This window comes from Pigmentiphaga kullae (genome assembly GCF_004216695.1).
In the GTDB taxonomy this organism is placed as follows: Bacteria; Pseudomonadota; Gammaproteobacteria; order Burkholderiales; family Burkholderiaceae_B; genus Pigmentiphaga; species Pigmentiphaga kullae.
The window spans coordinates 1084060-1108996 of sequence record NZ_SGXC01000002.1 but is presented as its reverse complement, the minus strand read 5'-3'; the positions used below and the strand labels follow the sequence as shown (position 1 = coordinate 1108996).

General features: G+C 68.3%; 25 protein-coding genes. 17 read left to right on the top strand and 8 right to left on the bottom strand.

What is annotated here, in order from left to right:
• Positions 1 to 2 precede the first annotated feature (2 nt).
• Positions 3 to 857 (top strand): beta-keto acid cleavage family enzyme, encoded by an 855-nt coding sequence (locus EV675_RS19560; RefSeq protein ID WP_130358961.1) that lies wholly within the window; start codon positions 3 to 5, stop codon positions 855 to 857.
• A gap of 25 nt (positions 858 to 882) precedes the next feature.
• On the opposite strand, the gene EV675_RS19555 is transcribed toward EV675_RS19560, so the two are convergent.
• The 3 genes from EV675_RS19555 to EV675_RS19545 are packed head-to-tail and all read right to left on the bottom strand — an operon-like array spanning position 883 to position 3234.
• Positions 883 to 1845 carry a Bug family tripartite tricarboxylate transporter substrate binding protein gene (locus tag EV675_RS19555; protein WP_130358959.1) on the bottom strand — a complete coding sequence of 321 codons (963 nt, stop codon included), beginning with the start codon at positions 1843 to 1845 and terminating at the stop codon, positions 883 to 885.
• A gap of 41 nt (positions 1846 to 1886) precedes the next feature.
• Complete coding sequence (locus EV675_RS19550; protein ID WP_130358957.1) at positions 1887 to 2768, bottom strand: amidohydrolase family protein; 882 nt, start codon at positions 2766 to 2768, stop codon at positions 1887 to 1889.
• Positions 2769 to 2784: 16 nt separating this feature from the next.
• Positions 2785 to 3234, bottom strand: coding sequence for a carboxymuconolactone decarboxylase family protein (locus EV675_RS19545; RefSeq protein WP_130358955.1), 450 nt, complete (start codon positions 3232 to 3234; stop codon positions 2785 to 2787).
• 144 nt (positions 3235 to 3378) lie between these two features.
• On the opposite strand from EV675_RS19545, the gene EV675_RS19540 reads away from it, so the two are divergent.
• The gene (locus EV675_RS19540) at positions 3379 to 4083 is read left to right on the top strand and encodes a GntR family transcriptional regulator (protein WP_130358953.1); all 705 of its coding nucleotides are present in this window, start codon (positions 3379 to 3381) and stop codon (positions 4081 to 4083) included.
• A gap of 5 nt (positions 4084 to 4088) precedes the next feature.
• Here the strand turns inward: EV675_RS19540 and EV675_RS19535 are convergent, their stop codons facing one another.
• Both EV675_RS19535 and EV675_RS19530 read right to left on the bottom strand, forming a co-directional pair.
• On the bottom strand, positions 4089 to 4898 hold the full coding sequence (locus EV675_RS19535) for an IclR family transcriptional regulator (protein ID WP_130358951.1): 810 nt from the start codon (positions 4896 to 4898) through the stop codon (positions 4089 to 4091).
• Between the two features lie 6 nt (positions 4899 to 4904).
• The gene (locus tag EV675_RS19530; RefSeq protein WP_130358949.1) at positions 4905 to 6032 is read right to left on the bottom strand and encodes an FAD-dependent monooxygenase; all 1128 of its coding nucleotides are present in this window, start codon (positions 6030 to 6032) and stop codon (positions 4905 to 4907) included.
• 331 nt (positions 6033 to 6363) lie between these two features.
• Between EV675_RS19530 and EV675_RS19525 the strand changes: the two genes are divergently transcribed.
• The 11 genes from EV675_RS19525 to EV675_RS19475 all read left to right on the top strand — a co-directional run bounded on the left by EV675_RS19525 (position 6364) and on the right by EV675_RS19475 (position 17769).
• Positions 6364 to 8208, top strand: coding sequence for a DUF2207 domain-containing protein (locus EV675_RS19525; RefSeq protein WP_130358947.1), 1845 nt, complete (start codon positions 6364 to 6366; stop codon positions 8206 to 8208).
• A gap of 26 nt (positions 8209 to 8234) precedes the next feature.
• Positions 8235 to 9002 (top strand): type I methionyl aminopeptidase, encoded by a 768-nt coding sequence (gene map, locus EV675_RS19520; protein ID WP_130358945.1) that lies wholly within the window; start codon positions 8235 to 8237, stop codon positions 9000 to 9002.
• 50 nt (positions 9003 to 9052) lie between these two features.
• The gene (gene folC, locus EV675_RS19515) at positions 9053 to 10375 is read left to right on the top strand and encodes a bifunctional tetrahydrofolate synthase/dihydrofolate synthase (RefSeq protein ID WP_130358943.1); all 1323 of its coding nucleotides are present in this window, start codon (positions 9053 to 9055) and stop codon (positions 10373 to 10375) included.
• Between the two features lie 59 nt (positions 10376 to 10434).
• Positions 10435 to 11232 carry an SPOR domain-containing protein gene (locus EV675_RS19510; RefSeq protein WP_130358941.1) on the top strand — a complete coding sequence of 266 codons (798 nt, stop codon included), beginning with the start codon at positions 10435 to 10437 and terminating at the stop codon, positions 11230 to 11232.
• On the top strand, positions 11229 to 11717 hold the full coding sequence (locus tag EV675_RS19505; RefSeq protein WP_130358939.1) for a CvpA family protein: 489 nt from the start codon (positions 11229 to 11231) through the stop codon (positions 11715 to 11717). The genes EV675_RS19510 and EV675_RS19505 overlap by 4 nt, the downstream gene beginning before the upstream one ends.
• 29 nt (positions 11718 to 11746) lie before the next feature.
• Positions 11747 to 13267: an amidophosphoribosyltransferase gene (gene purF, locus EV675_RS19500; protein WP_130358937.1), complete on the top strand. Its 1521-nt coding sequence runs from the start codon at positions 11747 to 11749 to the stop codon at positions 13265 to 13267.
• Between the two features lie 223 nt (positions 13268 to 13490).
• Positions 13491 to 15224 carry a nitrite/sulfite reductase gene (locus EV675_RS19495; RefSeq protein WP_130358935.1) on the top strand — a complete coding sequence of 578 codons (1734 nt, stop codon included), beginning with the start codon at positions 13491 to 13493 and terminating at the stop codon, positions 15222 to 15224.
• Positions 15217 to 15735, top strand: coding sequence for a DUF934 domain-containing protein (locus EV675_RS19490; RefSeq protein WP_130358933.1), 519 nt, complete (start codon positions 15217 to 15219; stop codon positions 15733 to 15735). The genes EV675_RS19495 and EV675_RS19490 overlap by 8 nt, the downstream gene beginning before the upstream one ends.
• Before the next feature lie 3 nt (positions 15736 to 15738).
• A complete protein-coding gene (gene cobA, locus EV675_RS19485; protein WP_130358931.1) occupies positions 15739 to 16500 on the top strand; it encodes a uroporphyrinogen-III C-methyltransferase in 762 nt (253 codons plus the stop codon).
• A 24-nt stretch (positions 16501 to 16524) separates the two neighbouring features.
• Complete coding sequence (locus tag EV675_RS19480; RefSeq protein ID WP_130358929.1) at positions 16525 to 17232, top strand: MarC family protein; 708 nt, start codon at positions 16525 to 16527, stop codon at positions 17230 to 17232.
• 21 nt (positions 17233 to 17253) lie between these two features.
• A complete protein-coding gene (locus EV675_RS19475) occupies positions 17254 to 17769 on the top strand; it encodes a disulfide bond formation protein B (protein WP_130358927.1) in 516 nt (171 codons plus the stop codon).
• On the opposite strand, the gene EV675_RS19470 is transcribed toward EV675_RS19475, so the two are convergent.
• Positions 17766 to 18641 carry a hypothetical protein gene (locus EV675_RS19470; protein ID WP_130358925.1) on the bottom strand — a complete coding sequence of 292 codons (876 nt, stop codon included), beginning with the start codon at positions 18639 to 18641 and terminating at the stop codon, positions 17766 to 17768. The genes EV675_RS19475 and EV675_RS19470 overlap by 4 nt on opposite strands.
• Positions 18642 to 18779: 138 nt before the next feature.
• On the opposite strand from EV675_RS19470, the gene EV675_RS19465 reads away from it, so the two are divergent.
• From EV675_RS19465 to EV675_RS19455, 3 genes are all read left to right on the top strand, one after another.
• Positions 18780 to 19934 (top strand): enoyl-CoA hydratase/isomerase family protein, encoded by a 1155-nt coding sequence (locus tag EV675_RS19465; protein ID WP_165404662.1) that lies wholly within the window; start codon positions 18780 to 18782, stop codon positions 19932 to 19934.
• Between the two features lie 19 nt (positions 19935 to 19953).
• Complete coding sequence (locus EV675_RS19460; RefSeq protein ID WP_130358921.1) at positions 19954 to 20643, top strand: helix-turn-helix transcriptional regulator; 690 nt, start codon at positions 19954 to 19956, stop codon at positions 20641 to 20643.
• 64 nt (positions 20644 to 20707) lie between these two features.
• On the top strand, positions 20708 to 21082 hold the full coding sequence (locus EV675_RS19455; protein WP_130358919.1) for a VOC family protein: 375 nt from the start codon (positions 20708 to 20710) through the stop codon (positions 21080 to 21082).
• Between the two features lie 4 nt (positions 21083 to 21086).
• Here EV675_RS19455 and EV675_RS19450 read toward each other — a convergent pair whose 3' ends face one another.
• Both EV675_RS19450 and EV675_RS19445 read right to left on the bottom strand, forming a co-directional pair.
• Positions 21087 to 22805, bottom strand: a complete 1719-nt coding sequence (locus EV675_RS19450; protein ID WP_242621501.1) for a CocE/NonD family hydrolase — start codon at positions 22803 to 22805, stop codon at positions 21087 to 21089.
• Positions 22806 to 22828: 23 nt separating this feature from the next.
• Positions 22829 to 23815: a tripartite tricarboxylate transporter substrate binding protein gene (locus tag EV675_RS19445; RefSeq protein ID WP_165404661.1), complete on the bottom strand. Its 987-nt coding sequence runs from the start codon at positions 23813 to 23815 to the stop codon at positions 22829 to 22831.
• 258 nt (positions 23816 to 24073) lie between these two features.
• Between EV675_RS19445 and EV675_RS19440 the strand changes: the two genes are divergently transcribed.
• Positions 24074 to 24916, top strand: coding sequence for a p-hydroxycinnamoyl CoA hydratase/lyase (locus EV675_RS19440; protein WP_130358915.1), 843 nt, complete (start codon positions 24074 to 24076; stop codon positions 24914 to 24916).
• Positions 24917 to 24937 lie beyond the last annotated feature (21 nt).

Below are 24937 nucleotides of genomic sequence, written 5' to 3'. Positions count from 1 at the left end.
AGATGAACATGCCCGCTTCCACCGCGTCCGGCCTGGATGCCCCGCTGATCGTCACGGTGGCGCCCAATGGCGCCTACAAGAAGATCGCCGACCATGCCGCGGTGCCGGTCACGCCCGGCCAACTGGCCGAGACCGCCAAGCGGTGCCTGGACGCCGGCGCCTCCATGCTGCACATGCACGTGCGCAAGGCCGACCAGTCGCACAGCCTGGAGCCCGACGCCTATCTTGCCGCCACGCGCGCGGTGCGCCAGGCGGTGGGCAACGAACTGGTGGTGCAGATCACGACCGAAGCCGCGGGCGTGTACGCCCCCGACGAACAGGTCGCGGCGGTGATGGCCGTCAAGCCCGAGGCCGTGTCCGTGGGGCTGCGCGAGATCGCGCTGGGCCCGCAGGCCGACGCCCGCGTGGCTTCGCTGTTTTCCTGGCTGGCCCGGGAACGGGTGATGACCCAGGTCATCCTGTACGACACCGGCGACGTCGAACGCTGGCAGGCCTACCGCCGCCAGGGCGTGGTGCCCGATGCGCCGTGGTTCCTGCTGTTCGTGCTGGGGCGCTACAGCGCCGGCCAGACGTCGTCGCCGTCCGACCTGCTGCCTTTCCTGGCCGCCCACGACCACGCCTATCCGTGGGCCATGTGCGCCTTCGGCCGCCACGAGCACGCCTGCGCCGGCGCGGCCGCCGCGCTGGGCGGACATGCGCGTGTCGGCTTCGAGAACAACCTGTATCTGCGCGACGGATCCATCGCGCCGGACAATGCCGCGCTGGTGCGCCAGGTGGCCGAGGTCGCCGGCGCGCTGGGTCGCAGGCTGGCGACCGCGGACCAGGTGCGCGCGCTGTTCCTGGGCGACGAGCGCTAGAACCGCGCCCGTCGCGTCCGCCGGATCAATCCAGGCGGATGTCCGCGGCGCGCACGATTTCCCCCCACTTGGCGGCTTCGGCGCTGCGGTACTTGGCGAAATCCGCGGGCGTGCCGCCCAGGGGTTCGGTACCCGAGGTGGCCAGTTCCTGCCTGTACTCGGCGCTGGACAGAATCTTGTTGACGGCCTTGTTCAGGATGCCGACCGTGGCGGCCGGCGTGGCGGCGGGCGCCACCAGGCCGAACCATGCCTCGGAGGTGAAGCCCGGCAGGGTCTCGGCCACCGCGGGTATGTCCTCCATGCCCTTCACGCGCTTGGGCGAGGCCACGCCCAGCGCCCGCATCTTGCCGCCCTTGACGAAGGGCAGCGTGCTGGGCGAATTGTCGAACATCACCTGCACCACGCCGCCCATCAGATCGGTCGCCGCCGGCGCGCTGCCGCGATAGGGGATGTGCTGGATGCCGATGCCGGCCTGGGTCTTCAGGAGCTCCATCGTGAGATGGCTGGTGGTGCCGTTGCCCTGCGAGCCGTAGGACAGCTTGCCCGGATGCTTGCGCGCGTAGTCCACCAGTTCGGCCACCGTCTTGAACGGCGCGGACGGATTGGCGACCAGCATGATGGGTACCGCCGCCACCAGGGCGACCGGCGCGAAGCTGGTGGCCGGGTCGTAGCCGGGGTTCTTGTACAGGTGCTGGTTGATGCTGAGCGGGCCGGCGGTGGACAGCAGCAGCGTATAGCCGTCCGGCTGGGCGCGGGCCACGGCCTGCGCGCCGATGTTGCCGCCCGCGCCGGGGCGGTTTTCGACGACCACCGTCTGCTTGAGTTCCGTTCCCAGGCGGGCGGCCAGCGTCCGGGCGATGATGTCGGTCGTGCCGCCCGGCGGGAAGGGCACGACGAAGGTGATGGGTTTCTCGGGATAGCCGGCGTGGGCGGACGCGCCGGCGGCAAGCATGGCCGCGGCCAGCAGGAATCGCGGGTTCAAGGGCATGGGGGGTCTCCTGGATCTTTGTGGTGGGGAAGGGGCGCGGATCAAGTCTGCCGGGGCAGCGGCTCGAAGCCGTACAGCGCCTGCGGGTTGTCGACCAGCATCCGCTGGCGATCGGCCGCGTCGGGCACCCACAGCGGGATGAGGTCGACCAGGTCGCCGTCGTTGGGCATGGGGCCGGTATGGATGGGATGGGGCCAGTTGCTGCCCCAGATCATGCGGTCCGGGCGGGCGGCCACCACGCGGTGGATCATCGGCAGCATGTCGGCATGTGGGTAGGGCTGGCTGGACAACCGATACAGGCTGGCCAGCTTGATCCAGCAGCGGTCGGTGTCCAGCAGCGACATCACCGTCGAGAAGGCCGGCGAATCCAGGCCTTCGTCCGCGCGGATGCGCGCCAGGTGATCCAGCACGTAGTGGCAGCGCAGCCCGCGCAGCCGGTCGGCCACGGCCACCAGTTCTTCCGAGCGGTGGAAATGCAGCAGCAGGTGCCACCCCATTTCGCCGGCCTCGGCGGCCAGCGCTTCCAACTGGTCGAAGCCCACGCCGCCCGAGACCACGGTCGACATGCGAAAGCCTCGCACGCCCCTGGCATGCAGCGCCTCGCGCTGGCGCAGCGGCGTGCCGGGCGGCAGCACGGCGATGCCCTTGATACGGGGCCCCAGCCGTTCCATGGCGTCCAGCATCGCGGCGTTGTCGGTGCCGTGGGCGCCGCCCTGGACCAGCACGCCGCGGTCGAATCCCAGCGTGGCCAGCATGTCGCGGTACTGGTCGGCCGAGCAGTCTTCCGGCGTGTAGCTGCGCTCGGGCGAGAACGGGAAGCGGTCCCGCGGGCCGAAAATGTGGGCGTGGCAGTCGCAGGAACCGGGGGGAACGGCGAAGGCGGGCGCGCGGGTGTCGCGGTCCGGACCGGGGCAGGCTTGCATGGCGGACTCCTCGTGTTCAGGCCTGGGCGGCCAGCTCGCGCTCGCGTTCGGCGATGCGTATCAGCATTTCGGCGCCGCGGTTGGCGGCCGAGACGCCCCGGAAGACGAAGGCCAGGTTCACCACCGCCTGCATCTCGTGCCAGCTGGCGCCGGCCCGGCGCGCGGCCACGCCATGGATGACGGCGGCATCGCTCAGTTCGGCCACCAGCATGGCGAAGATCAGCAACTGCACCTGCTTGTCGTCGAAATGGGCGGTCTCCAGCGCATGGGCCCGGACCTTCTCCTGCAATTCCACCATGAGCGGGTCCAGCGCGCCGGTCACGTCGAGCCGGGCTTCGACCCGCGGGGGAAGGAAGCCGGCCATCTGGCGGTAGCTGGCGGCGCGGTCCTCCTTGGTGGCGAGGGGGTCGGCATAGGGGCCGAAGGTTTGCTGGACGAAAGCCGGATCGGGGCGCGAACGCGTCATGGATTCTCCTTGATCGATTTAAATATAGTAATCGATTATTTTTTAATTCTTCAATTTTTTGTTTTCATCGATAATTTCAGCTAAACAGGGAGGAAGCCGCTAGAATGCGCGTTGCGCGCACGCGCTTTCATCCCGAGTTCCAGCATGACCACATTGACCGATACGCCCTCCGCAAGCGGACCCACGCTGTCCACCACCCTGGTCGAAGCCCTGCGGGGTTCGATTCTGGGCGGCACGCTGCTGCCCGGCAGCAAGCTCAGGCTGGACGAATTGCGCGAGCAGTACGACGTCAGCCTGAGCCCCTTGCGCGAGGCCCTGACACGGCTGGTGTCCGACGGGCTGATCGTGACGAACGACAAGAAGGGCTACCGGGTGGCGCCCGTATCGGCGGACGACTTCCGGGAAGTGACGGCCTTGCGGATGAACCTGGAGGTGATGGCCCTGGGCGAGTCCATCCGGCGCGGCGACGAGCATTGGGAGGACGCCCTGGTGGCGGCCTACCACCGGCTGAGCCGGCTGGAGGCGGCGGACCGCAGCGGCGACAAGCTGCCGGCCTGGGAGAAGGCCCACCGCACTTTCCACATCACGCTGTTCTCGGCCTGCGGCATGCCGCTGCTGCTGCGCTTCTGCAATACGCTGCACGACCTGAGCGATCGCTATCGCCGCCTGTTCCTGGCCAGCAATTCGCCCGACCGCAACGTGCCGGCCGAACACGAGGCCATCTATCAGGCCGCGCTGGGCCGCAACGCCGAGCTGGCCTGCGACATCCTGCGGCAGCACCTGTCGCGCACGGGAACGAATCTGTTGAGCGTGCTGCCGGACGGCGAGCCCGACGCGGCCGGCCGCTGACTGCGTCAGCCCGCGGGCGGATAGCCCCGGCTGCCGAGCAGCGAGGACAAATCGCGCGCGGCCTGGAGGATGACCTGTTCCGTGCGCGCGCGCGAATCGGCATCGGCGCCGAATGCGGTTTCCGGACCCGCCACGCTGATGGCCGCGGCGGCTTCGCCCAGCGCGCCGAACACGGGCGCGGCGCATGAGTTGATGCCTTGTTCGAACCCGGAGAAGCTCCAGGCGCAGCCGCGTTCGCGGTCCGCCGCCAGTTGCGCGCGCAGCTTGCCGGCCTGGGCCGACGCCGCGGGATCCGCCTCCAGCAGCGCATCCAGGGTGGCAGGCGGCTGCCACGCCAGCAGCATGCGGCCCGGCGTGGTCAGGTGCGCGGCGACGCGGCTGCCGACGCGCACGCTGCTGATCAGGCCGGCCTCGGGCATGTCGCGCAGCAGATAGACGACGTGGCCGCCGTCCAGCGCGGCCAGGTAGGCCGAGACGTTCAGCTGGCGCCGCACGTCGGCCAGCACCCGGCGGCCCAGGTCCAGCATGTCATTGGCGGCAGTGGCGGCGGTGGCCAGCTTCAGGAAGGGCAGGCCGATGCGGTGCCCGCCCTGGGGCAGGGCTTCGAGCACCCCTTCATGTTCCAGCGTGGCGATCAGCCGCATGACCGTGACGCGGTTGACGTCGATGCTGCGGCCGACCTCGCTCAGGTTGGACGTGCTGCCGCCGTCGACCACGTAGCGCAGCAGCCGGAACGCCCTGACCACCGGCGAGACCAGGGCGCCGGGCTTGCCGGCGGATTCGTCGCTGTCCAGGGGGTCTGCGGAAAATGACATGGAAGATCAGGCCAGGGGCACGGTCCAGGCATTGTATTCGTACACCCAGTCGGCATTTCCGCCTTCCTTGAGCCAGTTGTTGCCGCGCGAGCCGATCTGGACGCGGGCGGTGCGGTCGTGGCGGGCGGCTTCGTAGCGCTTGAGGGCCTGGGCGGGCGCATCCGGCGTGTCCGCCAGGTAGCGGGCCAGCACCACGGCATCCTCGATCGCCATGCCGGCGCCCTGGGCCATGAAGGGCATCATCGGGTGGCAGGCATCGCCCAGCAGGGTGACGTTGCCGCGCGACCACGAGGGCAGCGGGTCGCGCACGTACAGCGCGGACTTCAGCACCTCGTCGCAGGCCGCCAGCAGGGCGCGCGCCTCGGGATGGAAGTCGGCGTAGGACGCGCGCAGTTCCTCGACGCTGCCCGGCATGGTCCACGATTCGTGGCGCCAGCTGTCCTGCGGCGTGGTGGCGAAGATGAAGATATCGCGGCCCAGGTTCAGCGGGAAGGTGACGATCTGTGTTTCCGGATTGGGACCCCACCACTTGGTGAACGCGCCCAGGTTGGGCACGCCGTCCAGGCGCGAGGCCGGCACCACGGCGCGGTAGGCCACCACGCCGGTGAAGTCGGGATATTCGTCGCCCAGCAGGTGCTTGCGGACCGTGGAGTGGATGCCGTCCGCGCCGACCAGCACGTCCACGCGCTGGGAGGTGCCGTCCTCGAAACGCACGGTGATGCCGTCGGCGCCTTCGTCTATGCCCACGGTGCGCTTGCCCAGGTGGATGGTCGCGGCGGGCACGGCCTGTTCCAGCGCGGCCAGCAGGTCGGCCCGGTGCATGGTCAGCTGGGGCGCGCCGTAGCGCGTTTCGGCCGCCTGCGACATTTCCAGGCGCGAGGTTTCCTCGCCCGTGTCCCAGGTGCGGCTGATGCGATGCGTGGGGCGGGCCGCGGTCTTGCGCAGTTCGTCGCCCACGCCCAGTCCGTCCAGCGCCAGCACGGCGTTGGGGGTGAGGTTGATGTCGGCGCCGACGCGCGCGAACTTGGGGGCCTGTTCGAAAACCACCGATTCCAGGCCGACCTTGCGCAGGGCGATCGCCGCTGCCAGCCCGCCTATGCCTGCGCCGCTGATGCCGATGAGGGGCGATGCCATGGAACTTCTCCTGTGCCGTGCTGGGGGTTGTACAAAAATGAACGATAAGTTCAAAAAATTCTAGAGAGACGGCAGCGGGATGTCAATGGGAAAAACACCTGGATGCGATCAGGGCAGGGGCGCACAGCCGGCGGCGCTGTGACGAGGAAACAACTTGAGACGGGCGGCGGCGCCCGTGCGCGCGGGCGGTGGTACAGTCCTGCCAAAACAAGGCTGGTGTCATGTCTGAGAGCGGATCGCATTCCCGGGCCGAGGCGGCCCATGTCGTCATTTCTTCCGTAATGGCCGCGGCCGGGCCGCTACCCCGATCCGCCCGGTGACGAGGCCGGACATGAGATTCTGTCTGCTGGCCCTGTGCTGGCTGTTGCTCCTGGCCGGGCCGGCGCGCGCGGACGAACGCATCCTCGAATTCTTCAGCGACATCAAGGTCGAGCGCAGCGGCGACCTCCTGGTGACCGAGAACCTGCGCGTGCGTTCGGAAGGCAAGCAGATCAAGCATGGCCTGCAGCGCGATTTCGCGCGTCTGTACCGGCGCGCCGACGGCAGCCGCTCGGTGGCGGGGCTGGACATCGTCTCGGTGCGGCGCGACGGCCGGGCCGAGCCCTTCGTCTCGTCGCGCCTGCGCGACGGCGTGCGGGTTTCCACCGGCCGGCCGGACGTGGTGTTTCGTCCCGGCGAATACCAGTACACGCTGGTGTATCGCGTCACGCGGCAGTTGCAGGCGGCCGGTGGCGAGGACCGGCTCTCGTGGGACGTCACGGGCCGGGACTGGACCCTGCCCATCGACCGGGTGCGCGTACGCATCGTGCTGCCGTCGGACGAGCCGGTCCGGCAGGCCGCGGTGGCGGGCGAGGGCGCGCCGGGGCGGGTCCAGGAAAAGGAAGCCGGACGGGTGGTGTTCGTGTCGACCCGCGTGCTGGAGCCGGGCGAGAACATGACGGTCGAGCTGGGATGGCCGGCGGGCGAGGTGCGGCGGCCCGGGCCGCTCAAGGCCTGGTGGTACGGCGTGCAGGACCATGCCGAGTTCTGGGTGGCCAGCGTGGGCGTCGCGCTGTTGCTGCTGTATTACCTGGCCGCCGCGGCCCAAGCCTGGCGGCGGGGCAGGCACGACCGGACGCCGCAGGCCGACCCGCCGGAAGGATTGTCCGCGCCCGCGCTGCGCTATGTGTACCGCAAGGGCTACGACCGCTGGGCCTTCCTGTCCGGCATGATGGAATTGCTGGCCCGCCGCTCGGTGCAGGTGCTGGAGCGCGCCGACGGACGCTATCTCGAACGCTTGCCCAACCAGACCGGCGGCGACGCGCGCCACGATCCGCTGCTCAACGCCATGCTGGGCCGTTTTTTCGCGGGCGGCCGCACGCTGCTGCGCCTGGACGGGCTGTACCGGCGCTGTTACGACGAAGCGCAGGGCGGCCAGCGCGAGTGGCTGGACGAAGCCTATGCGCGCTCGCTGTTCGTGGCCTACGGCGATCGCGCGCGCAAGGGGGCTTATCTCTGGATCGCCATGACGGTGGCGCTGGTCGGGCTCGCCATCGTGCGCGAGGGCAGTCCGCTGTCGTGGGCCGCGTGGGGCATCCTGCTGCCGCTGCCCGCGGTGCCGGCCTGGTTCGCGGTCTATGCGCAGTGGCGGGCGGGGGCGACCAGCCTGGCCAGCCGCACCGTGTTGAGCGTGCTGGGGCTGCTGTGCCTGGCGGGCGGGCTGGCGGTGCTGGCCACGCATGTGGAGTCGGCCAGGCTGCTGCTGACCGGGCTGGCGCCGCTGGCCTCGCTGGTGCTGGTGTGCGCGGGCTTTCTCGGCCTGCGGGGCTACACCGCGCAGGGGCGGGCGCTGCGGGCGCGGATAGACGGTTTTCGCCGCTTCCTGGTCCGTCCGCCCGCGGTCGCTCCGGCCGATGCCGAAAGCGCGCTGGCCCGCTACGAACGCTACCTGCCGCATGCGCTGGCCCTGGGCGTGGACCGCCGCTGGGCGGCCGCGCACGCCGCGCAGGCGCGCGGCGCCGCCTCGGCGGCGCGGGTGGACATGCAGGCCCGCTATGGCGGCGTCCACGACCCGCTGGTCCGGCCGCGCGCGGTCATGCGCACGCTGGACCGCTGGTCGGCCAAGGCCTCGCCGGTGCGCGCGCCGCGGACCCCGCGCGGCGGGGGCGTGGAAGAGACCGGCGAAGGCCGGCGCTAAAATCGGGCAAACACGGAGTTCACCGCATGGCAATCACCCTCAAGTCCCCGCAGGAAATCGAAGCGATGCGCGTGGCGGGCGGCATGGCGGCCGAGGTCCTGGAGATGATAGGCGAGTATGTCCGGCCCGGCGTCTCGACCGAGGAACTCGACCGCCGCTGCTACGAATACATCACCCAGGTCCAGAAGGCCATTCCGGCCAACGTCGGCTACCACGGTTTTCCCAAGACGCTGTGCACGTCCATCAACGGCGTGGTCTGCCATGGCATTCCCAAGCCCGAGGACGTGCTGCGCGACGGCGACATCATCAACATCGACGTCACCGTGATCCACGACGGCTGGCACGGCGACACGAGCCGGATGTTCTACGCCGGCAAGCCGTCGCAGGCGGCCGAGCGCCTGGTCGACGTCACGCTGGAAAGCATGCTGCGCGGCATCGCCGCGGTGCGCCCGGGCGCGACCCTGGGCGACGTGGGCGCGGCCATCCAGACCTGCGCCGAGGATGCCGGCTTTTCGGTGGTGCGCGATTTCTGCGGCCACGGCATCGGCCGCAAGTACCATGAGGCGCCGCAGGTACTGCATTATGGCCGGCCCAACAGCGGCCTGCGCCTGAAGAAGGGCATGGTGTTCACCATCGAGCCCATGCTCAACGCCGGGCGCCAGGAGGTCGAAGTGCTGGACGACGACTGGACCGTGGTGACCGTGGACGGTTCGTGGTCCGCGCAGTGGGAGCACATGGTGGCCGTGACCGACGACGGCTACGATATCCTGACCGCCTGGCCGAACCGCCGCTGACGTTTTCCCCTGAATCTCCTCGTTATTTTCCTGCCTTGCCGGTCGTATCCATGCCGTCTTCCTCCGCTTCCCGTCCCGATGCCCACAGCCCCCTGGCGCAGTGGCTGGCCTATCTCGAATCCATCCACAGCCGCCCGATAGACATGGGCCTGGGCCGCGTGCGCGAGGTGGCCGCGCGCCTGGAGCTGGACCTGGACGCGGTCAAGATCGTGGTGGGAGGCACCAACGGCAAGGGCTCGACCTGCGCGATGCTCGAGGCCATGCTGCTGAGCGCCGGATACAAGGTCGGCCTCTACACCTCGCCGCATCTGCTGGATTTCAACGAGCGGGCGCGCGTGAACGGCGAGTCCGCCAGCGATGCCGCCCTGACCGGACAGTTCGCCGCCGTGGACGCGGCCCGCGGCGATACCTCGCTGACCTATTTCGAGCTGACCACGCTGGCCATCCTGCGGCTGTTCGCGCAATCGGCGCTGGACGTGGTCATCCTGGAAGTGGGGCTGGGCGGACGCCTGGACGCGGTCAACATCGTCGACGCCGACTGCGCCATCGTGACCAGCGTGGACCTGGATCACGTCGAATGGCTGGGCGACGACCGCGAGAAGATAGGCTGGGAGAAGGCCCACATCTACCGTCCGGGCAAGCCCGCCATCTGCGCCGATCCCATGCCGCCGCAGTCGCTGGTGGATTATGCCGAAAGCATAGGCGCCGATCTCTGGCGCTTCGGGCGCGACTACAACTACGCCGGCGACAAGCAGCAGTGGAACTATGGCGGCCGCAGCCAGCGCCGCAACGCGATGGCCTATCCGGCGCTGCGCGGCGCCAACCAGCTGTTGAACGCCTCGGCCGCGCTGGCCGCGCTCGAAGCCCTGCGCGACCGGCTGCCCGTGCCGCAGCAGGCGGTGCGCCTGGGGCTGTTGCAGGTGCAATTGCCGGGCCGCTTCCAGATCCTGCCGGGGCAGCCCGCGGTGATCCTGGACGTGGCGCACAACCCCCACGCCGCCGCCGTGCTGGCCGACAACCTCGACAACATGGGCTTTTATCCCTACACCTACGCGGTGTTCGGGATGCTGAACGACAAGGACGTCGATGGCGTCATCGCCAAGCTGGGCGACCGCGTCGACCACTGGTACTGCGCCGGCCTGCCCGGACCGCGCGGGTTGAGCGGCGAGGAACTGGCCGCGCGCCTGCGCGCGCGGGGCGTCAAGGAAGACAAGGATTCCTCGATCCACGCCTGCGCCGACCCCGCCGCGGCCTATGCGGCGGCGCGGGAAAGCATGGGCGAGGGTGATAGAATCCTGGTCTTCGGATCTTTCCTTACCGTGGCAGGCGTGTTGGCGTCGATGCGTGCGGCCAGGCCCGCCCGCGCGGACTGAGCCGGAGCCCCCGCAGGGGGCGGCGCAAGACCCTGCCGCCTGTTTAGCCGGACGTATCAATGGGATTGCTCGAGCGCAAGAAGAAGGCGGCCACGACCACGGCCAAATCCAGTCGCGCCGGCTATGCAGCCGGGGCCGAATCGCAGGATCCCGCCCAGGAAGCGCGCCGCCGCGCCAGGCGCCGTCTGGTAGGCGCCATCGCCCTGGTCCTGGCAGCGGTCGTCGTGCTGCCCATGGTGCTCGATTCCGAGCCGCCCATGCTCCCGGACGACATTCCCATCCAGATTCCCGATCGCAACCTGGCCACCCCCGAACCGGTGGCCAAGCCCCCGGTGGCCGAAGCGCCCGCCGCCCCGCCCGCGGAGACGCCCGCCGCGCCGGCGGCCAGGCCCGAACCCGCGGCGCCTCCGGCAGCGCCGGCCACCCGGCCCGAACCTCCGAAACCCGAGGCGCCCAGGCCCGAGCCCGCGAAGCCTCAGGCCCAGCCCGAAGCGCCCAAGCCCGCGCCCCCGAAGCCGGCGCCCAGCGACACGTCCCGCGCGGATGCCGCGCGCGCCGAGGCGGCCCGGGCCCGTGCCTTGCTGGAAGGCAATGCGCCCGCTCCGGCGGCGCCCAAGCCCGACAGCAAGGGCAGTTTCGCGGTGCAGATCGCGGCGTTTTCCACCGAAGAGCGCGCCAACGACATGCGCGACCGGCTCAGCGCCGCGGGCATCAAGAGTTTCACCGAGCGGGTGAAGACCGGCAAGGGCGATGTGTTCCGCGTCCGGGTCGGTCCCTTCGCCTCGCGCGAGGCGGCCGATGCCGCCCGGGCGCGCGTCAGTTCGGCCGGTTTCAGTAGTTCCATCGTGCCGCTGTGACCAATTTCGACTACGGCGTCCTGCTGATCCTGGGCGCCTCGGTGGTGATCGGTCTGTTTCGCGGCCTGGTGAAGGAAGTCCTGTCGTTGATCGCCTATGTCGCCGCGTTCGTGGTGGCGGTCCGCTACGGCCCGCTGGCCTACGAATGGCTGGCGGCCTATATCGAGACTCCGGGGCTGCGCGCGATCGTGGCCTACGCGGGCGTGTTCATCGCCGTGTTGCTGGCGGTGGGACTGGTCAACGTGGCGTTGGGGCTGTTGCTCAAGGCCACGGGCCTGTCGCTGGCCGATCGCGGCCTGGGCGCGGTGTTCGGCCTGGTGCGCGGCGTGGTCATCGTGATGGTCCTGGTGGTGGCGGCGGGATTCACGCCCCTGCCCAAGGAGCCGTGGTGGACCGGAGCCGTCCTGTCTCCCTACGCGGAAGAGGGCGTGCGGGCGGTCAAGCCGTATGTGCCGGAACAGTTCGCGGACTGGATCCGCTATTAAGAAGTTTGTGCTGCTGAAAAGAGGCTCTCATGTGTGGAATCGTCGGTGTCGTCTCGCACGCGCCGGTTAATCAGTTGCTCTACGACAGTCTGCTGCTGTTGCAGCATCGCGGTCAGGATGCGGCGGGCATCGCCACGTCGCAGGGCAACACCTTCAATATGTTCAAGGCGCATGGCCTGGTCCGCGACGTCTTCCGTACGCGCAACATGCGTTCGCTGCCCGGAAACTCGGGCATCGGCCAGGTCCGCTACCCCACCGCCGGTTCCAGCTCCAGCGCGGAAGAAGCCCAGCCGTTCTATGTCAACGCGCCGTTCGGCATCACCTTCGCCCACAACGGCAACCTGACCAACACCGAGTCGCTGCGCGAGGAACTGTTCCGCGTCGACCGCCGCCACATGAACACCAACTCCGATTCGGAAGTGTTGCTCAATGTGCTGGCGCACGAATTGCAGCGCGCATCGAACGGCGTGTCGCTGGACGAGGACGCCATCTTCAGGGCGGTGTCGGCGGTGCACAAGCGCGTGCGCGGCGCCTACGCGGTGGTGGCCGAGATCGCCGGCTACGGCATGCTGGCCTTCCGCGACCCCTACGGCATCCGGCCCCTGTGCCTGGGCAAGGTCGAGACCGAAAGCGGCGTCGAATGGATGGTGGCGTCCGAGTCGGTCACGCTCGAGGGCATGGGCTTCAAGTTCGAACGCGACGTCGCGCCGGGCGAGGCCGTGTTCATCGACCTGAACGGCCGCTACGGCGCGCGCCAGTGCGCCGACAATCCGCAGCTGACCCCCTGCATCTTCGAATACGTCTATTTCGCGCGTCCCGATTCGCTGATGGACGGCGTGTCGGTGTACAGCGCGCGCCTGCGCATGGGCGAATACCTGGCGGACAAGGTCGCGCGCAACCTGCGCCTGGGCGAGGTCGACGTGGTCATGCCCATACCCGATTCGGCCCGGCCGGCGGCGATGCAGCTGGCCGCGCGGCTGAACCTGGACTACCGCGAGGGCTTCATCAAGAACCGCTACGTCGGCCGCACCTTCATCATGCCCGGCCAGGCGGTGCGCAAGAAGTCCGTGCGCCAGAAGCTCAACGCCATGAGCGAAGAGTTCAAGGGCAAGAACGTGCTGATCGTGGACGATTCCATCGTGCGCGGCACCACCAGCGGCGAGATCGTCGAGATGGCCCGGGCCGCGGGCGCCAACAAGGTGTTCTTCGCGTCGGCGGCGCCCCCGGTGCGTTTCCCGAACGTGTACGGCATCGACATGCCCACGCGCAGCGAGTTGATCGCCCATGGCCGCTCCGACGAGGAGATCGCCCGCGTGATCGGCGCCGATGCGCTGATCTACCAGGACCTGGCCGCCATGCGCCAGTCGATCACCGACATGAACCCCGCGCTGACCCAGTTCGAATCCTCGTGTTTCGACGGGCACTACGTGACGGGCGACGTGACGCCGGAGTACCTGGATCATCTCGAGCGCATGCGCAAGAGCCGCAGCGAGGACAGCGGTGCGGGCGGCCTGCGCGTCAACATGGGCTCCGCCGCGAATGAGGCGTAGCGGCTGACTGGCGGCGCCGATATAAGCGGAGGTTTTTGCCTCCGCTTTTTTTTAGATCCTTTTGTGTATATGCACATTACGAACCGGTCGTTTTATTCATAAGCCGGTCTTTGTAAGCTGCAAGCCTGGGTGCGCGCCCGCGCGGGATACGCATGCCCGCTCCGGCCCGAGGCGCCGGCGCGCTCCACCCATCGCCATCCGGCCACATCTAGAGGCTTGCCGCATGTACCAGTATCAACCCGTCGACCAGTTGCTGGTCGATCAACGCGTTGCGCAGTTCCGAGACCAGACGCGGCGTTTCCTGAACGGGCAGCTCAGCGAGGACGACTTCCGCACGCTGCGCCTGCAGAACGGCCTGTACATCCAGCGCCACGCGCCCATGCTGCGGATCGCCGTGCCCTACGGCATGCTGGCCTCGCGCCAGTTGCGCACGCTGGCCTACATCGCGCGCAAGTGGGATCGCGGCTACGGGCATTTCAGCACCCGGCAGAACATACAGTTCAACTGGCCGAAGCTGGAGGACGTGCCCGACATCCTGGCCGAACTGGCCAAGGTGCAGATGCATTCCATCCAGACCAGCGGCAACGACATCCGCAACACGACCACCGACCAGTTCGCCGGCGTCGCGCCCGACGAGATCGTCAATCCCCTGGTCTGGTGCGAACTGATCCGCCAGTGGTCCACCTTCCACCCCGAGTTCGCGTTCCTGCCCCGCAAATTCAAGATCGCGGTCAGCGGCGCGGTCACGGACCGTGCCGCGGTGGGCGTGCACGACATCGGCCTGCAGGCCGTCGAGCAGGACGGCGAAATCGGCTTTCGCGTCTGGGCGGGCGGCGGACTGGGCCGCACGCCGCTGGTGGGCCAGCTGATCAACCCCTACGTGCCCTGGCAGCATCTGCTGACCTACCTGCAGGCCATCCTGCGGGTCTACAACCTGCACGGCCGGCGCGACAACAAGTACAAGGCCCGCATCAAGATCCTGGTCAAGGACCTGACGCCGCACGTGTTCGCCGAAGAGGTCGCGCGCGAATGGGAGCACCTGAAGGACGGTCCCGAGACCCTGACCGCCGAGCGGCTCCAGGCGGTGTCCGGCCGTTTCACCGCGACGCCCTACGCGGCCGATCCCGGGCCGGATACTTCGGCCCAGCACGCGGGCAACGATCCGCGCTTCGCGCAATGGCTGCGCCGCAATACCCATCCGCACAAGGTCCAAGGCTACGCCGCCGTGACGCTGTCGCTCAAGCCCACGGGCGTGCCGCCCGGCGACATCACCGCCGACCAGATGGATGCGGTGGCCGATCTGGCCGACCGCTACAGCTTCGGCGAGATGCGCGTCTCGCACGAACAGAACCTGGTGTTCGCCGACGTGGCCCGCGGCCAGCTCCATGCGCTGTGGAAGGAGCTCGACAAGCTGGGGTTGGCGACGCCCAACATCGGTCTGCTGACCAACATCATCGCCTGCCCCGGCGGCGACTTCTGCGCGCTGGCCAACGCGGTGTCGATTCCGGTGGCCGAGGCCATCCAGCGCCGCTTCGACGACCTCGACTACCTGTACGAGATCGGCGAGCTGGACCTGAACATCTCGGGCTGCATCAACTCCTGTGGCCACCATCACGTGGGCCACATCGGGATCCTGGGCGTGGACAAGGCGGGCGAGGAGTGGTACCAGATCACGCTGGGCGGACGCCAGAGCGGGGCCGCCAAGCCCTTGCCCGACATCGAGTCCACCCGCGGGGGCGGCGCGGCGATCGGCCGCATCATCGGACCCTCGTTCGCGCGTGGGGAAGTGGCCGACGTGGTTGCGACCCTGGTCGAGACCTACATCGACCTGCGCGACAGCGATGCCGAGCGCTTCATCGACGTGGTCGAGCGCGTGGGCATCGATCCCTTCAAGACCCGGGTCTACGCCGAGCGCAAGCAGGCCAAGGCCGCCCTGGCGGAGGCTGCCCATGTCTGAGCAGCAGCAAGCCGCCACGCTGATCCGCCATCGGGATCTGGAAGTCGACACCTGGAAGCGCTTCGAGCCCACCGAGGCCCGGCCGCTGCCGGCCGACGACGAGGATTGGCTCGTGCCGCTGGCGGTCTGGCAGTCGGCGCGCGCCGAACTGCGCGGCCGCCGCCGGCCCGTGGGTGTGCTGCTGGGGCCCGCCGACGATCCCGCCGAGCTGGCCGAGGAGGGCAGGATAGACCCCACCGGACTGGCGCTGATCGCGGTCGATTTTCCCATCTACACCGATGGCCGGGGCTATTCCATCGCCTACCTGCTGCGCACGCGGCTCGGCTGGCAGGGAGAACTGCGGGCGGTGGGCGACGTGATGATCGACACCATCCATTACCAGGCCCGGTCGGGCTTCGACAGCTTCGCGGTCAAGCACGGCCACGACCCCGAACAGGCGCTGCGGGCCTTCGGCACCTTCACGGCGGCCTATCAGCAAAGCTACCCGGTGCCCGCCGCGCGGCAGGGCTGACCCATGGGCAAAGTCTATCTGGTGGGTGCGGGCCCCGGCGCGGCGGATCTGCTGACCGTGCGCGCGGCCCGGCTGCTGGGCCGGGCCGACGTGGTCTTCCACGATGCGCTGGTGGACGGCGAAGTGCTTGCGCTGGCGCCCCAGGCCCACCTCGTGGCCGTGGGCAAGCGCTGCGGGCAGTTGTCCACGGTGCAGCAGTTCATCAACCGCCAACTGGTCGATGCCGCCCGCCGGCATGCCTGCGTGGTGCGCCTGAAAGGAGGCGACCCCATGCTGTTCGGGCGCGCGCAGGAGGAAATCGCCGCGCTGGCCCGGGCCGGCATCGAGGTCGAGGTGGTGCCCGGCATCAGCGCGGCCTTCGGCGCCAGTTCGGCGCTGGGCCTGTCCCTGACGCGCCGCGGCCTGAGCCGCAGCGTCGTGTTCCTGACGCCCGCCGTGGGCAATGGCGAGCGCCCCCATGCGTGGGCGGATGCCGCCCGGGGCGCCGATACCGTGGTGCTGTACATGGCCAGCCGCCAGGCGGAGGCGATCGCCCAGGGCCTGATGGCCGCGGGCATGGCGCCGGGACGCCCGGCGGTGCTGGTCGAGAATGCCAGCCTGCCGGCCCAGCGGGTGCTGCCCACCACCCTGGAGCGCCTGCCGCAGGCCGCGCGGGAACTGGGCTCGGGGCCGGCGCTGATCATGGTGGGCGAGATCTACGCCGAACTGCTCGAGCAGGCCGCGGGCCGCCTGGACGCGGAAACGAGGCGGACCGCTGCGGCCTGACTGCATTTCTCTTACACTTCGGTCATGTTGATCGAAGACTACGGACTCGCGCTGGGCAAGAGTTTTCTGTTTTCCCTGGCGACGCTGCTCCCCATCCTGAATCCCACGGCGACGGCACCGATATTCCTGTCCCTGACCGAGGGCGCTTCCCCGGGCGTGCGGGAAGTGCTCGCGGCCAGGATCGCCCGCAACGTGTTCCTGCTGCTGTTCGCGGCGATGCTGATCGGGTCGGTCGTGCTCGATTTCTTCGGCATCTCGCTGGCCATCGTCCGCGTGGGCGGGGGGCTGCTGGTGGTGGCCAGCGCCTGGCGCCTGCTCAATTCCAGCGATGGCGGGGCCGAGCGCTCGGCCCGGCTGGCCGAGGGCTTCACGGTCGAAATGGCCAACCGCCGCGCCTTCTATCCCCTGACGTTCCCCATCGCCTGCGGGCCGGGTTCCATTGCCGCGGCCATCACCGTGGGCGCCAGCCTGCACGATCACGCCTCGCTGTTCGTCAGCGGCACCCGCATCGCCGGCGCGGTGCTGGGCCTGTCCCTGGTGGCGGGGTCGGTGCTGCTGTGCTTCCGCTACGCGCAGCAGTTGCTGCGCCTGCTGGGAGACACGGGAACTGTCGTGTTCCTGCGGTTGTCAGCATTCATTCTGCTCTGCCTTGGCGTCCAGATCGTCTGGGACGGCGCGTCCGAACTGCTGCTCGGCGTGCTGCGCCAGGTCCCGTTGCCCCCATCCACCTGACAGCCCTCGTGGCCTTGACCCATGAAAACCGTACTCGTTGACCGCCTGCTCGCCTTCACCGCCATTGCCAGCCTGGGCGCCGTGGCGGTCGCGCTGGTGTCGCAGCATGTCTTCGACATGCAGCCCTGCGCCTGGTGCGTGCTGCAGCGCCTGATCTATCTCGCGATTGCGGTATTCGCAGTGCTGGGCCTGGTGCTGCGGCGGATCGCGGCGGCGCAGAAGACCTGCGCCGGCATCGTGGCGGCGCTGGCGCTGGCCGGCGTGGCTACGGCCATCTACCAGCACAATGTCGCCTCCCAATTGATGAGTTGCGACCAGACCTTCGCCGACCGCTTCATGACCGGTTCCGGACTGGACGGGTCGCTGCCTTCGGTATTCGGCATCTACGCGACCTGCGCCGACGCGGCGGTGGACCTGCTGGGCGTACGCTACGAGATCTGGAGCGTGCTGCTGTTCGCGGTGCTGGCGGTGGCGGGCGTGGCGGCATTGCTGCTGCGCCGGCGGCCGCGCTCCTTGTTTGCCGGGGCGGCGCACTAGGCCGGCAGCATCGCCCGGATCCGGCTCAAGAGCGCTTCGAGATCGATAGGGTCGATCGCATACAGCGAGGGCCGCGCGCAGCGCTCCAGGAACGGTTCGTAGACGTCCTGGTTTTTCGGCTTGCCGATGCCGTCGAGTATCGTGAGCAGCGTATGGCCACGGTGCCGGCGGTTCCTCTGTTCGTCGGCGGCACGACCCGGGGGAAACGGATCCTCCGCACCCGATATCAGCATGGCGTGCATGCGGCCAAGTCTCATGATGTTCTGGACGGGGTCGTCAGGCCTGGCATGCCTCGTGGTCGAAGGCCGCGAAGTTGAATCCATCGTCTGCGCGACCCACTCGGCATCGCGCCTGGTCCTGCCGCTGAGCAGCGGGCCAAGCAGCCATCCGCGGGGATGGTCTCGGGGTGGCAAGCCCCGCAAGGCAAGGGTCCGGAACTGTTCTGCCGATAGATGCTCCGCGCAATCCCGCAGCTCGGTGGAATAAGCGGGTTCAGACCATTTCGACGGCGGAGCGGACAGGAGGCGGGCGATACGCAGCGCGTGCGGGTGGCGGTACACCATGTCCTTCATTTGTCTCGAAGACTGCGCCAGCTTGATCGTGGATTCGGGGTCGAGATAGGGCAACGCCGCCTGCTGCATCTCCAGCGGCAGCCGCGTGAATGGAGACGGCGATTCGGACGAGGGCTGAGCCAGCGCCGCCGGCCTGCGGCGTCCAGTCTGGTGGATGGGCGGCGGCTCGGAGGGATCGCGGGGAGAGTGGGGACGGGAGCCAGCGTCGGATGGCGGCGAGCCATCCCTTTGATCCGTGCCCTGGACGGTGTTTCTGGCCAGGGAGAACAGAGACGAGAGACGACCGTTGATCGAATCCATGATTTTCCTGGAAAAAGGATGGATGCCGATAGGTAACGATGGCCCGGGTCATGGTTCCTGGCCGGTGCCGTGGCCGGCCGGGCGGATTTCGTCGGCACATGAGTTATCGTCACGACATTGGCGCCGCGGAGAAATCGTGTGAGTGAGTCCAGAAAGCAGGGGGGGCGTACCAGTGCGCCGGTCGGGTTTCGCGAAATCTCCGCCCAGGGCGGGTATCGCGTGGGCGTGGCCACGCTCGATGCGCAGGCCACGCTGAACGCCTTGTCCCTGGAGATGGCCGAACGCCTGGCGATGCAGCTCGATGCCTGGGCCGCCGATCCGGCCATCGCGGTGGTGGTGCTGGAAGGCGAAGGGCGCGCGTTGTGCGCCGGCGGCGACCTGCGAAGCGTGTACCACGAGATGCGCGACCACCGGGGCGACGGCGCGCCGCGCCGCATCGCCCGCTTCTTCGAGCGCGAATACGGCCTGAACCACGCCATCCATGCCTATCCCAAGCCGTTCCTGTGCTGGGGCAACGGCATCGTCATGGGCGGGGGCATGGGCCTGCTGATAGGCGCGAGCCACCGCGTCGTCACGGAAAGCTCGCGCCTGGCCATGCCCGAGATCGTCATCGGCCTGTTTCCCGACGTGGGCATGTCCTGGGCCCTGAACCGCATGCCGGGCAAGTCGGGCCTGTTCCTGGGGCTGACCGGCGCCGCACTGCAGGCTGCCGACGCGTTGTTCGCCGGCTGGGCCGACTACCACATCCCGCATGCCCGCAAGCAGCAGGTGATCGATGCGCTGGCTCGCCAGGCCTGGACTGGCGAGCGCCGTGCCGACGACCTCCTGCTGCACGACGTACTCGACGCCTGCCACGTCGCCCCGGACCCGGCGCAAGGCCCGCTGCGGCGCAACCTGGATACGGTGGCGACGCTGTGCCGGGCGCCGGCGCTGGACGACGTCATCGGCGCCATCCTCCAATACGATGGCGCCGATCCCTGGCTGGAAGGGGCGCGCGACGCCCTGGCCAAGGGCGCGCCCAGCACCGCGCGGCTGGCCTGGGAGCTGCAGCGGCGCACGCGCCACATGTCGCTGGCCCAGGTCTTCCAACTGGAGTATCAGGTCGCCCTGTGGTGCTGCACCCGTGGCGATTTCCAGGAAGGTATCCGCGCCCTGCTGATCGACAAGGACCGCCATCCGGCCTGGAAGGCCACCCATGGGACCGAGGTCGGAACCGCCTGGGCGGACCGGGCCTTCCGCGACATGGCCGCCGATTTTCCCGTGCCCGCCTCGCTGCGGGCACTGGCCGGATAGGGGCCGCGAGCCGGCCGCCGTGTCCAGGTCCGAGCGCCTGTTCGCCTTGCTCCAGGCCTTGCGGCGCCGCAAGCGGCCGGTCAGCGGACGCCTGCTGGCCGGGGAACTCGGCATCAGCCTGCGCACGCTCTACCGCGACATCGCCAGTCTGCAGGCCCAGGGCGCGCAGATCGAGGGCGAGCCAGGCCTGGGCTACGTGCTCAGGCCGGGTTTCCTGCTGCCTCCCATGATGTTTTCGGAAGAAGAGATCGAGGCCCTGGTGCTGGGCTCGCGATGGGTCGCCCGCCGCACCGACGAGCCGCTGGCCTGGGCGGCCCGCAACGCCCTGGCCAAGATCGCCGCCGTGCTGCCCGACGACCTGCGCCACGGCCTGGACACCTCCGCGCTGCTGGTGGGGCCGGCGGCCCCGCAGGAACAGGTGGACCTGTCCGAGATCCGCCGCGCGATCCGCGCCGAGCACAAGCTCGACATCGTCTATCGCGATGGTGCCGGCGCCGCTTCGCAGCGGCTCATCTGGCCGTTCGGCCTGGGGTTCTTCGAGCAGTCGCGCGTGGTGCTCGGCTGGTGCGAACTGCGGCAGGATTTCCGCCATTTCCGCACCGACCGCATCCAGGCCATGAGCGCCACCGGCCTGCGCTACCCGCGCCGGCGCCAAGCCCTGCTGAAGGCGTGGCGCGAGAAAGAGGGCATACCCCCGCAAGAAGTTTGATACTGACAGAAATTGGCAGCATGGGCCGCTATCCTGGACACGCCTACCAACCAGGAGCGACTTCATGAACCATCCGAACTTCGTCATTCTCTACGTCGACCAGCCCGAGGCCAGCGGCCGCTTCTACGCGGACCTGCTGGGCGTCAGCCCGATCGAGTCCTCGCCCACCTTCGTGCTGTTCATGCTGGATACCGGCCTGATGCTGGGCCTGTGGTCCCGGCACACGGTGGAACCGCCGCCCGCCGCTGCGCCGGGCGGCGGCGAGATCGTCTTGCGCATGGAAAGCTACGATGCCGTCGACGCCCGCTGCGCGGACTGGACGGCGCGCGGCATTCCGCTGCTCATGCCGCCCGCGACCCTGGAGTTCGGCCGCTCCTTCGTCGCGCGGGATCCGGACGGGCATCGGTTGCGCGTGTTCGCGCCCGAAGCGGCCCGATAGCTTCTCAGCCAGCGGCCGGGATGATGGGCAGCGTCAGATAGGATGCCCTTTCCGGCCCGCCGTACACGGTGGTGCGGCCCTGGAAATCCTGGCCGCCGCGATCCGCGGGGTCGGTATGGGTGAGCCGCCCCTTGATGCCTTCGAACTCGAAATCCTTGCCCTGTATCGTCAGGCGCAGGCGGTAGCCGCGCGGGATGACGATAGAGGTGGGCCAGATTTCGAGGTCGAGGGGATACGCGGTACCGGGTTCGATCTTCTGGATTTCGTCGTGCGCATGGAAGATCCGGTAAGGCATGGACATCCGTTCGTCGACCTTGCGGTGCGATGCGCGCAGCCATCCCCGGGTCAGCGGCGTGGGTTCGTGGGCGCCGTCGAACACGATTTCCCTGCCGTCGGGATCGAAAAGCCGCAGGACGGCAAAGAGGTCGGCATCCCGGGTGGAGGAGGAGACCCAGATGCGCAGCGGGATGAAGCCGGTGATTTCGGTCGTGGTTTCGAAGGGCGGGGTGGTGAAGTCCAGGTGTTCCTGCTGGGCCTGAAAGCCGGCGCTGGCGGCTTGGGTGGGCGCGGCGGTATCCAGGGTCGCGTTGCCGGGATGCAGATAGAACCTGGTCCAGCGGGTGCGCGCGAGCGGAAACTCGTGTTCGGCGCGGCGGGTTTCGCCGTCTACGGTGCGGATGGACAGCAGCACGGGCGGGGTCCGGTCCCAGCCGTTGGGCAGGCCCTTCAGGAAGTGATCGAAGAATTGTTTTTGCAGCGCGATGTAGCGGGGCAGGTAGAAGCTTTCGTAGTGGGTGCCGATGTGCATGGACAGCCATTTTTGCGCGGAGCCGGCGCGCAGGTAGCCTTCGATGTTGCCGCGCAGATGGTTGCCGGGGCCGCCCCAATTGCCGGCCGACAGCACGGGAACGGCGATGCGGGAAAGGTCGGGCGTGCGTTCTTTGTGCCAGGCGTCGCACAAGCCGTGCCGCGCCATTTCCGCGGGATAGTCGCTGCGGTTGGCGGCCAGCAGGGTTGCGCTCAGCGCGGGGCCGGTCGTGGGCTGGCCGTCGTCGCGGTCGCGGTAGGGCGTATCGCCGTTGCCATGCTGGTTGGACAGCACCTGCTTGGGCCACCATGAGCTGAGGAAGCCGTTGCTGCGTATGCCGCCGTGATAGCCGTAGTCGCGGTAGTGGTCGGATCGGCCTTCCCAGGGCACGATGGCGGCCAGGTACTGGGGGCGCAGCGCGGCGACACGCCATTGGGTGGCGGCATAGTACGAAATGCCGATCAAGCCCACCTTGCCGTTGCTCCACGATTGCGTGCCGGCCCACTCGATGGCGTCGCGGTAGTCCTGGATTTCGCGCGGCGACATGGGGTCGAGGTAGCCCGGCGACTTCCCGCTGCCGCGCGCGTCGACGTGGATGACCACGTAGCCGTCGGGTACCCATCGCTCGGGGTCCACGGTTTCCCAGCGCAGGTAGCGGCCAGTCGAGCCGTCCTGGCACAGGCCGGGATGCAGGCGCTGCAGTTTTTCCCATTGCGGCTTGAAGCCGTCGGCGAAGTGGACGTCCTTGCCGTAGACCCCTTGGGCCATGACGACGGGGTAGCGTCCCGGTTCGGCGGGGCGGAAAACGTTCGCTTTCAGGACGGCGCCGTCGTCCATCGGGATCTCGACGTCTTTTTCGAAGACGAGTGTATGGGGGGCGGCTGGATTCCGGGCTGGGGTGTTCGGTTCGGTCACGATAGGGTCTCCGTGTTGTCCGGCTATTGTTTTTCGATCCTGGCGGCCTGCATGATGTCGGTGTAGGTCGCGGTTTCCTTGGCGAGGTAGTTCGCCATGTCCTGGGGCGAGCCGCCCGCCACGTCCAGCCCCATGGCGCCGAGACGTTCCTTGAGCGCGGGCGAGGCCAGCGCGTCGTTGAAGGCGCGGTTCAGCCGGGCCACGATCTCGGGCGGCGTGCCCGCCGGGGCCAGCGCGCCCTGCCAGCCGCCCTGGACTTCGTAGCCGGCGACGCCGGCTTCTTCCACCGTCGGCACGTCGGGCAATTGCGGGAAGCGCGTCGAGCCGGTTACCGCGATCGCGCGCAGCGTTCCGCTCTTGACCTGTTCGATCGCCGAGACCGGGTTGAGGAAGGCCAGCTTCACTTCGCCGGACATGACCGCATTCATGGCGGGGGCGGCGCCCTTGTAGGGAACGTGTACCAGGTGGGTGCCTGCCTTGTAGTTGAAGTACTCCGCGACCAGGTGCATGGTGTTGCCGATGCCGGCCGAGCCGTAGGGGATGTTGGAGTTGGCCGGCTTGGCGAGCTTGACCAGATCCTGCACGGTCTTGACCGGCAGGGATGGCGTGACCACGAGTACCTGGCCGCGTGTCGATCCCACCAGCACGACGGGGACGAAATCCTTGGCGGTGTCGTAGGGCAGGGATTTGTACAGCAGGGGGTTGATGACGTGCGAGCCGGTCGTGTACAGCAGGGTATAGCCGTCGGCCGGCGCCTTGGCCACGAGATCCGAGGCGATGATGGAGTTGGCGCCCGCGCGGTTCTCCACGATGACCGCCTGCTTGAGCCGCTTGCCCATTTCCTGGGCCAGGATGCGCGACACCGTGTCGGGGTTGCCGCCCGGAGAAAAGGGCAGGATCAGCTTGATGGGACGGTCGGGAAACGTGTCGCCGCGGGCGGCGGGTGCGGCAAGGGTCAGGGCTGCGAGGCAGGCTGTGGAAAGTCCAACCAGAAAAACCGGGTTCTTCATGATGTGTTCCTCCTCCATGGCGGTGTTCCCGACGAGGTCGGGGCGCGCGTCTTGTCGTGATGGCTCAGGCAGTCATGCAAAAAAATCGATAAAAATCTCAATGTGAATTTTTGTCGATAAAATTATATGAAGAAAAACAATATCGACGATCAAGGAAAACCCCGAGCCCTCATGAAATAAAAGAATGTTTCCTTATATAAAGTAATCTTATATAATACCTAGTACGCAATTCATCCGGCATCCACGAGGAGACAAGCCATGAGCGCCAACCAGACCGCCGTCCAGTCCAATGACCAATCGCCCGTACTCGTCGATTTCGAAGACGGCATCGCATGGGTCACCTTGAACCGGCCCACGAAACGCAACGCCATCAACCCGGGCATCGTCTACAACATGGTCCGGGTGCTGGAGGAACTGGAAGCGGACGACCGCTGCAAGGTCCTGGTGCTGACCGGCGCGGGCGACGCGTTCTCGGCCGGCATGGACCTGCGCGAATACTTCCGCGGCACGGACAACAATCCCAAGGAACGCATCAAGCTGTACCGCGCCAACGCCCAGTGGCAATGGCGCCAGCTGCGCTTCTACGCCAAGCCCACCATCGCCATGGTCAACGGCTGGTGCTTCGGCGGCGCCTTCACGCCGCTGGTGTCCTGCGACCTGGCGATCGCCGCCGAGGAAGCCCAGTTCGGACTCTCCGAAATCAACTGGGGCATCATCCCCGCCGGCGTGGTCAGCCGCGCGGTGGCCTCGCTGGTGCGCGAACGCGAAGCCATGTACTACGTGATGACGGGCGAAACCTTCGACGGCCGCCGCGCCGCCGACATAGGCCTGGTCAACGAGGCCGTGCCGCGCGAGCGCCTGCGCGAGCGGACCCGCCAACTGGCCAAGGTCCTGATGGAAAAGAATCCCACCGTGCTGCGCACGGCCAAGATCGCCCATCGCATGGCGGCCGAAATGAGCTGGGAGCAGGCCACCGATTACCTGATGGCCAAGGTCGACCAGTCCACCTTCCACGATCCGGAGCGCGGCCGCGACAATGCCATGAAGCAATTCCTGGACGAAAAGTCGTTCAAGCCCGGTCTGGGCGCGTATCAGCGCTAAGACGGCACGAAGGGGTATCGC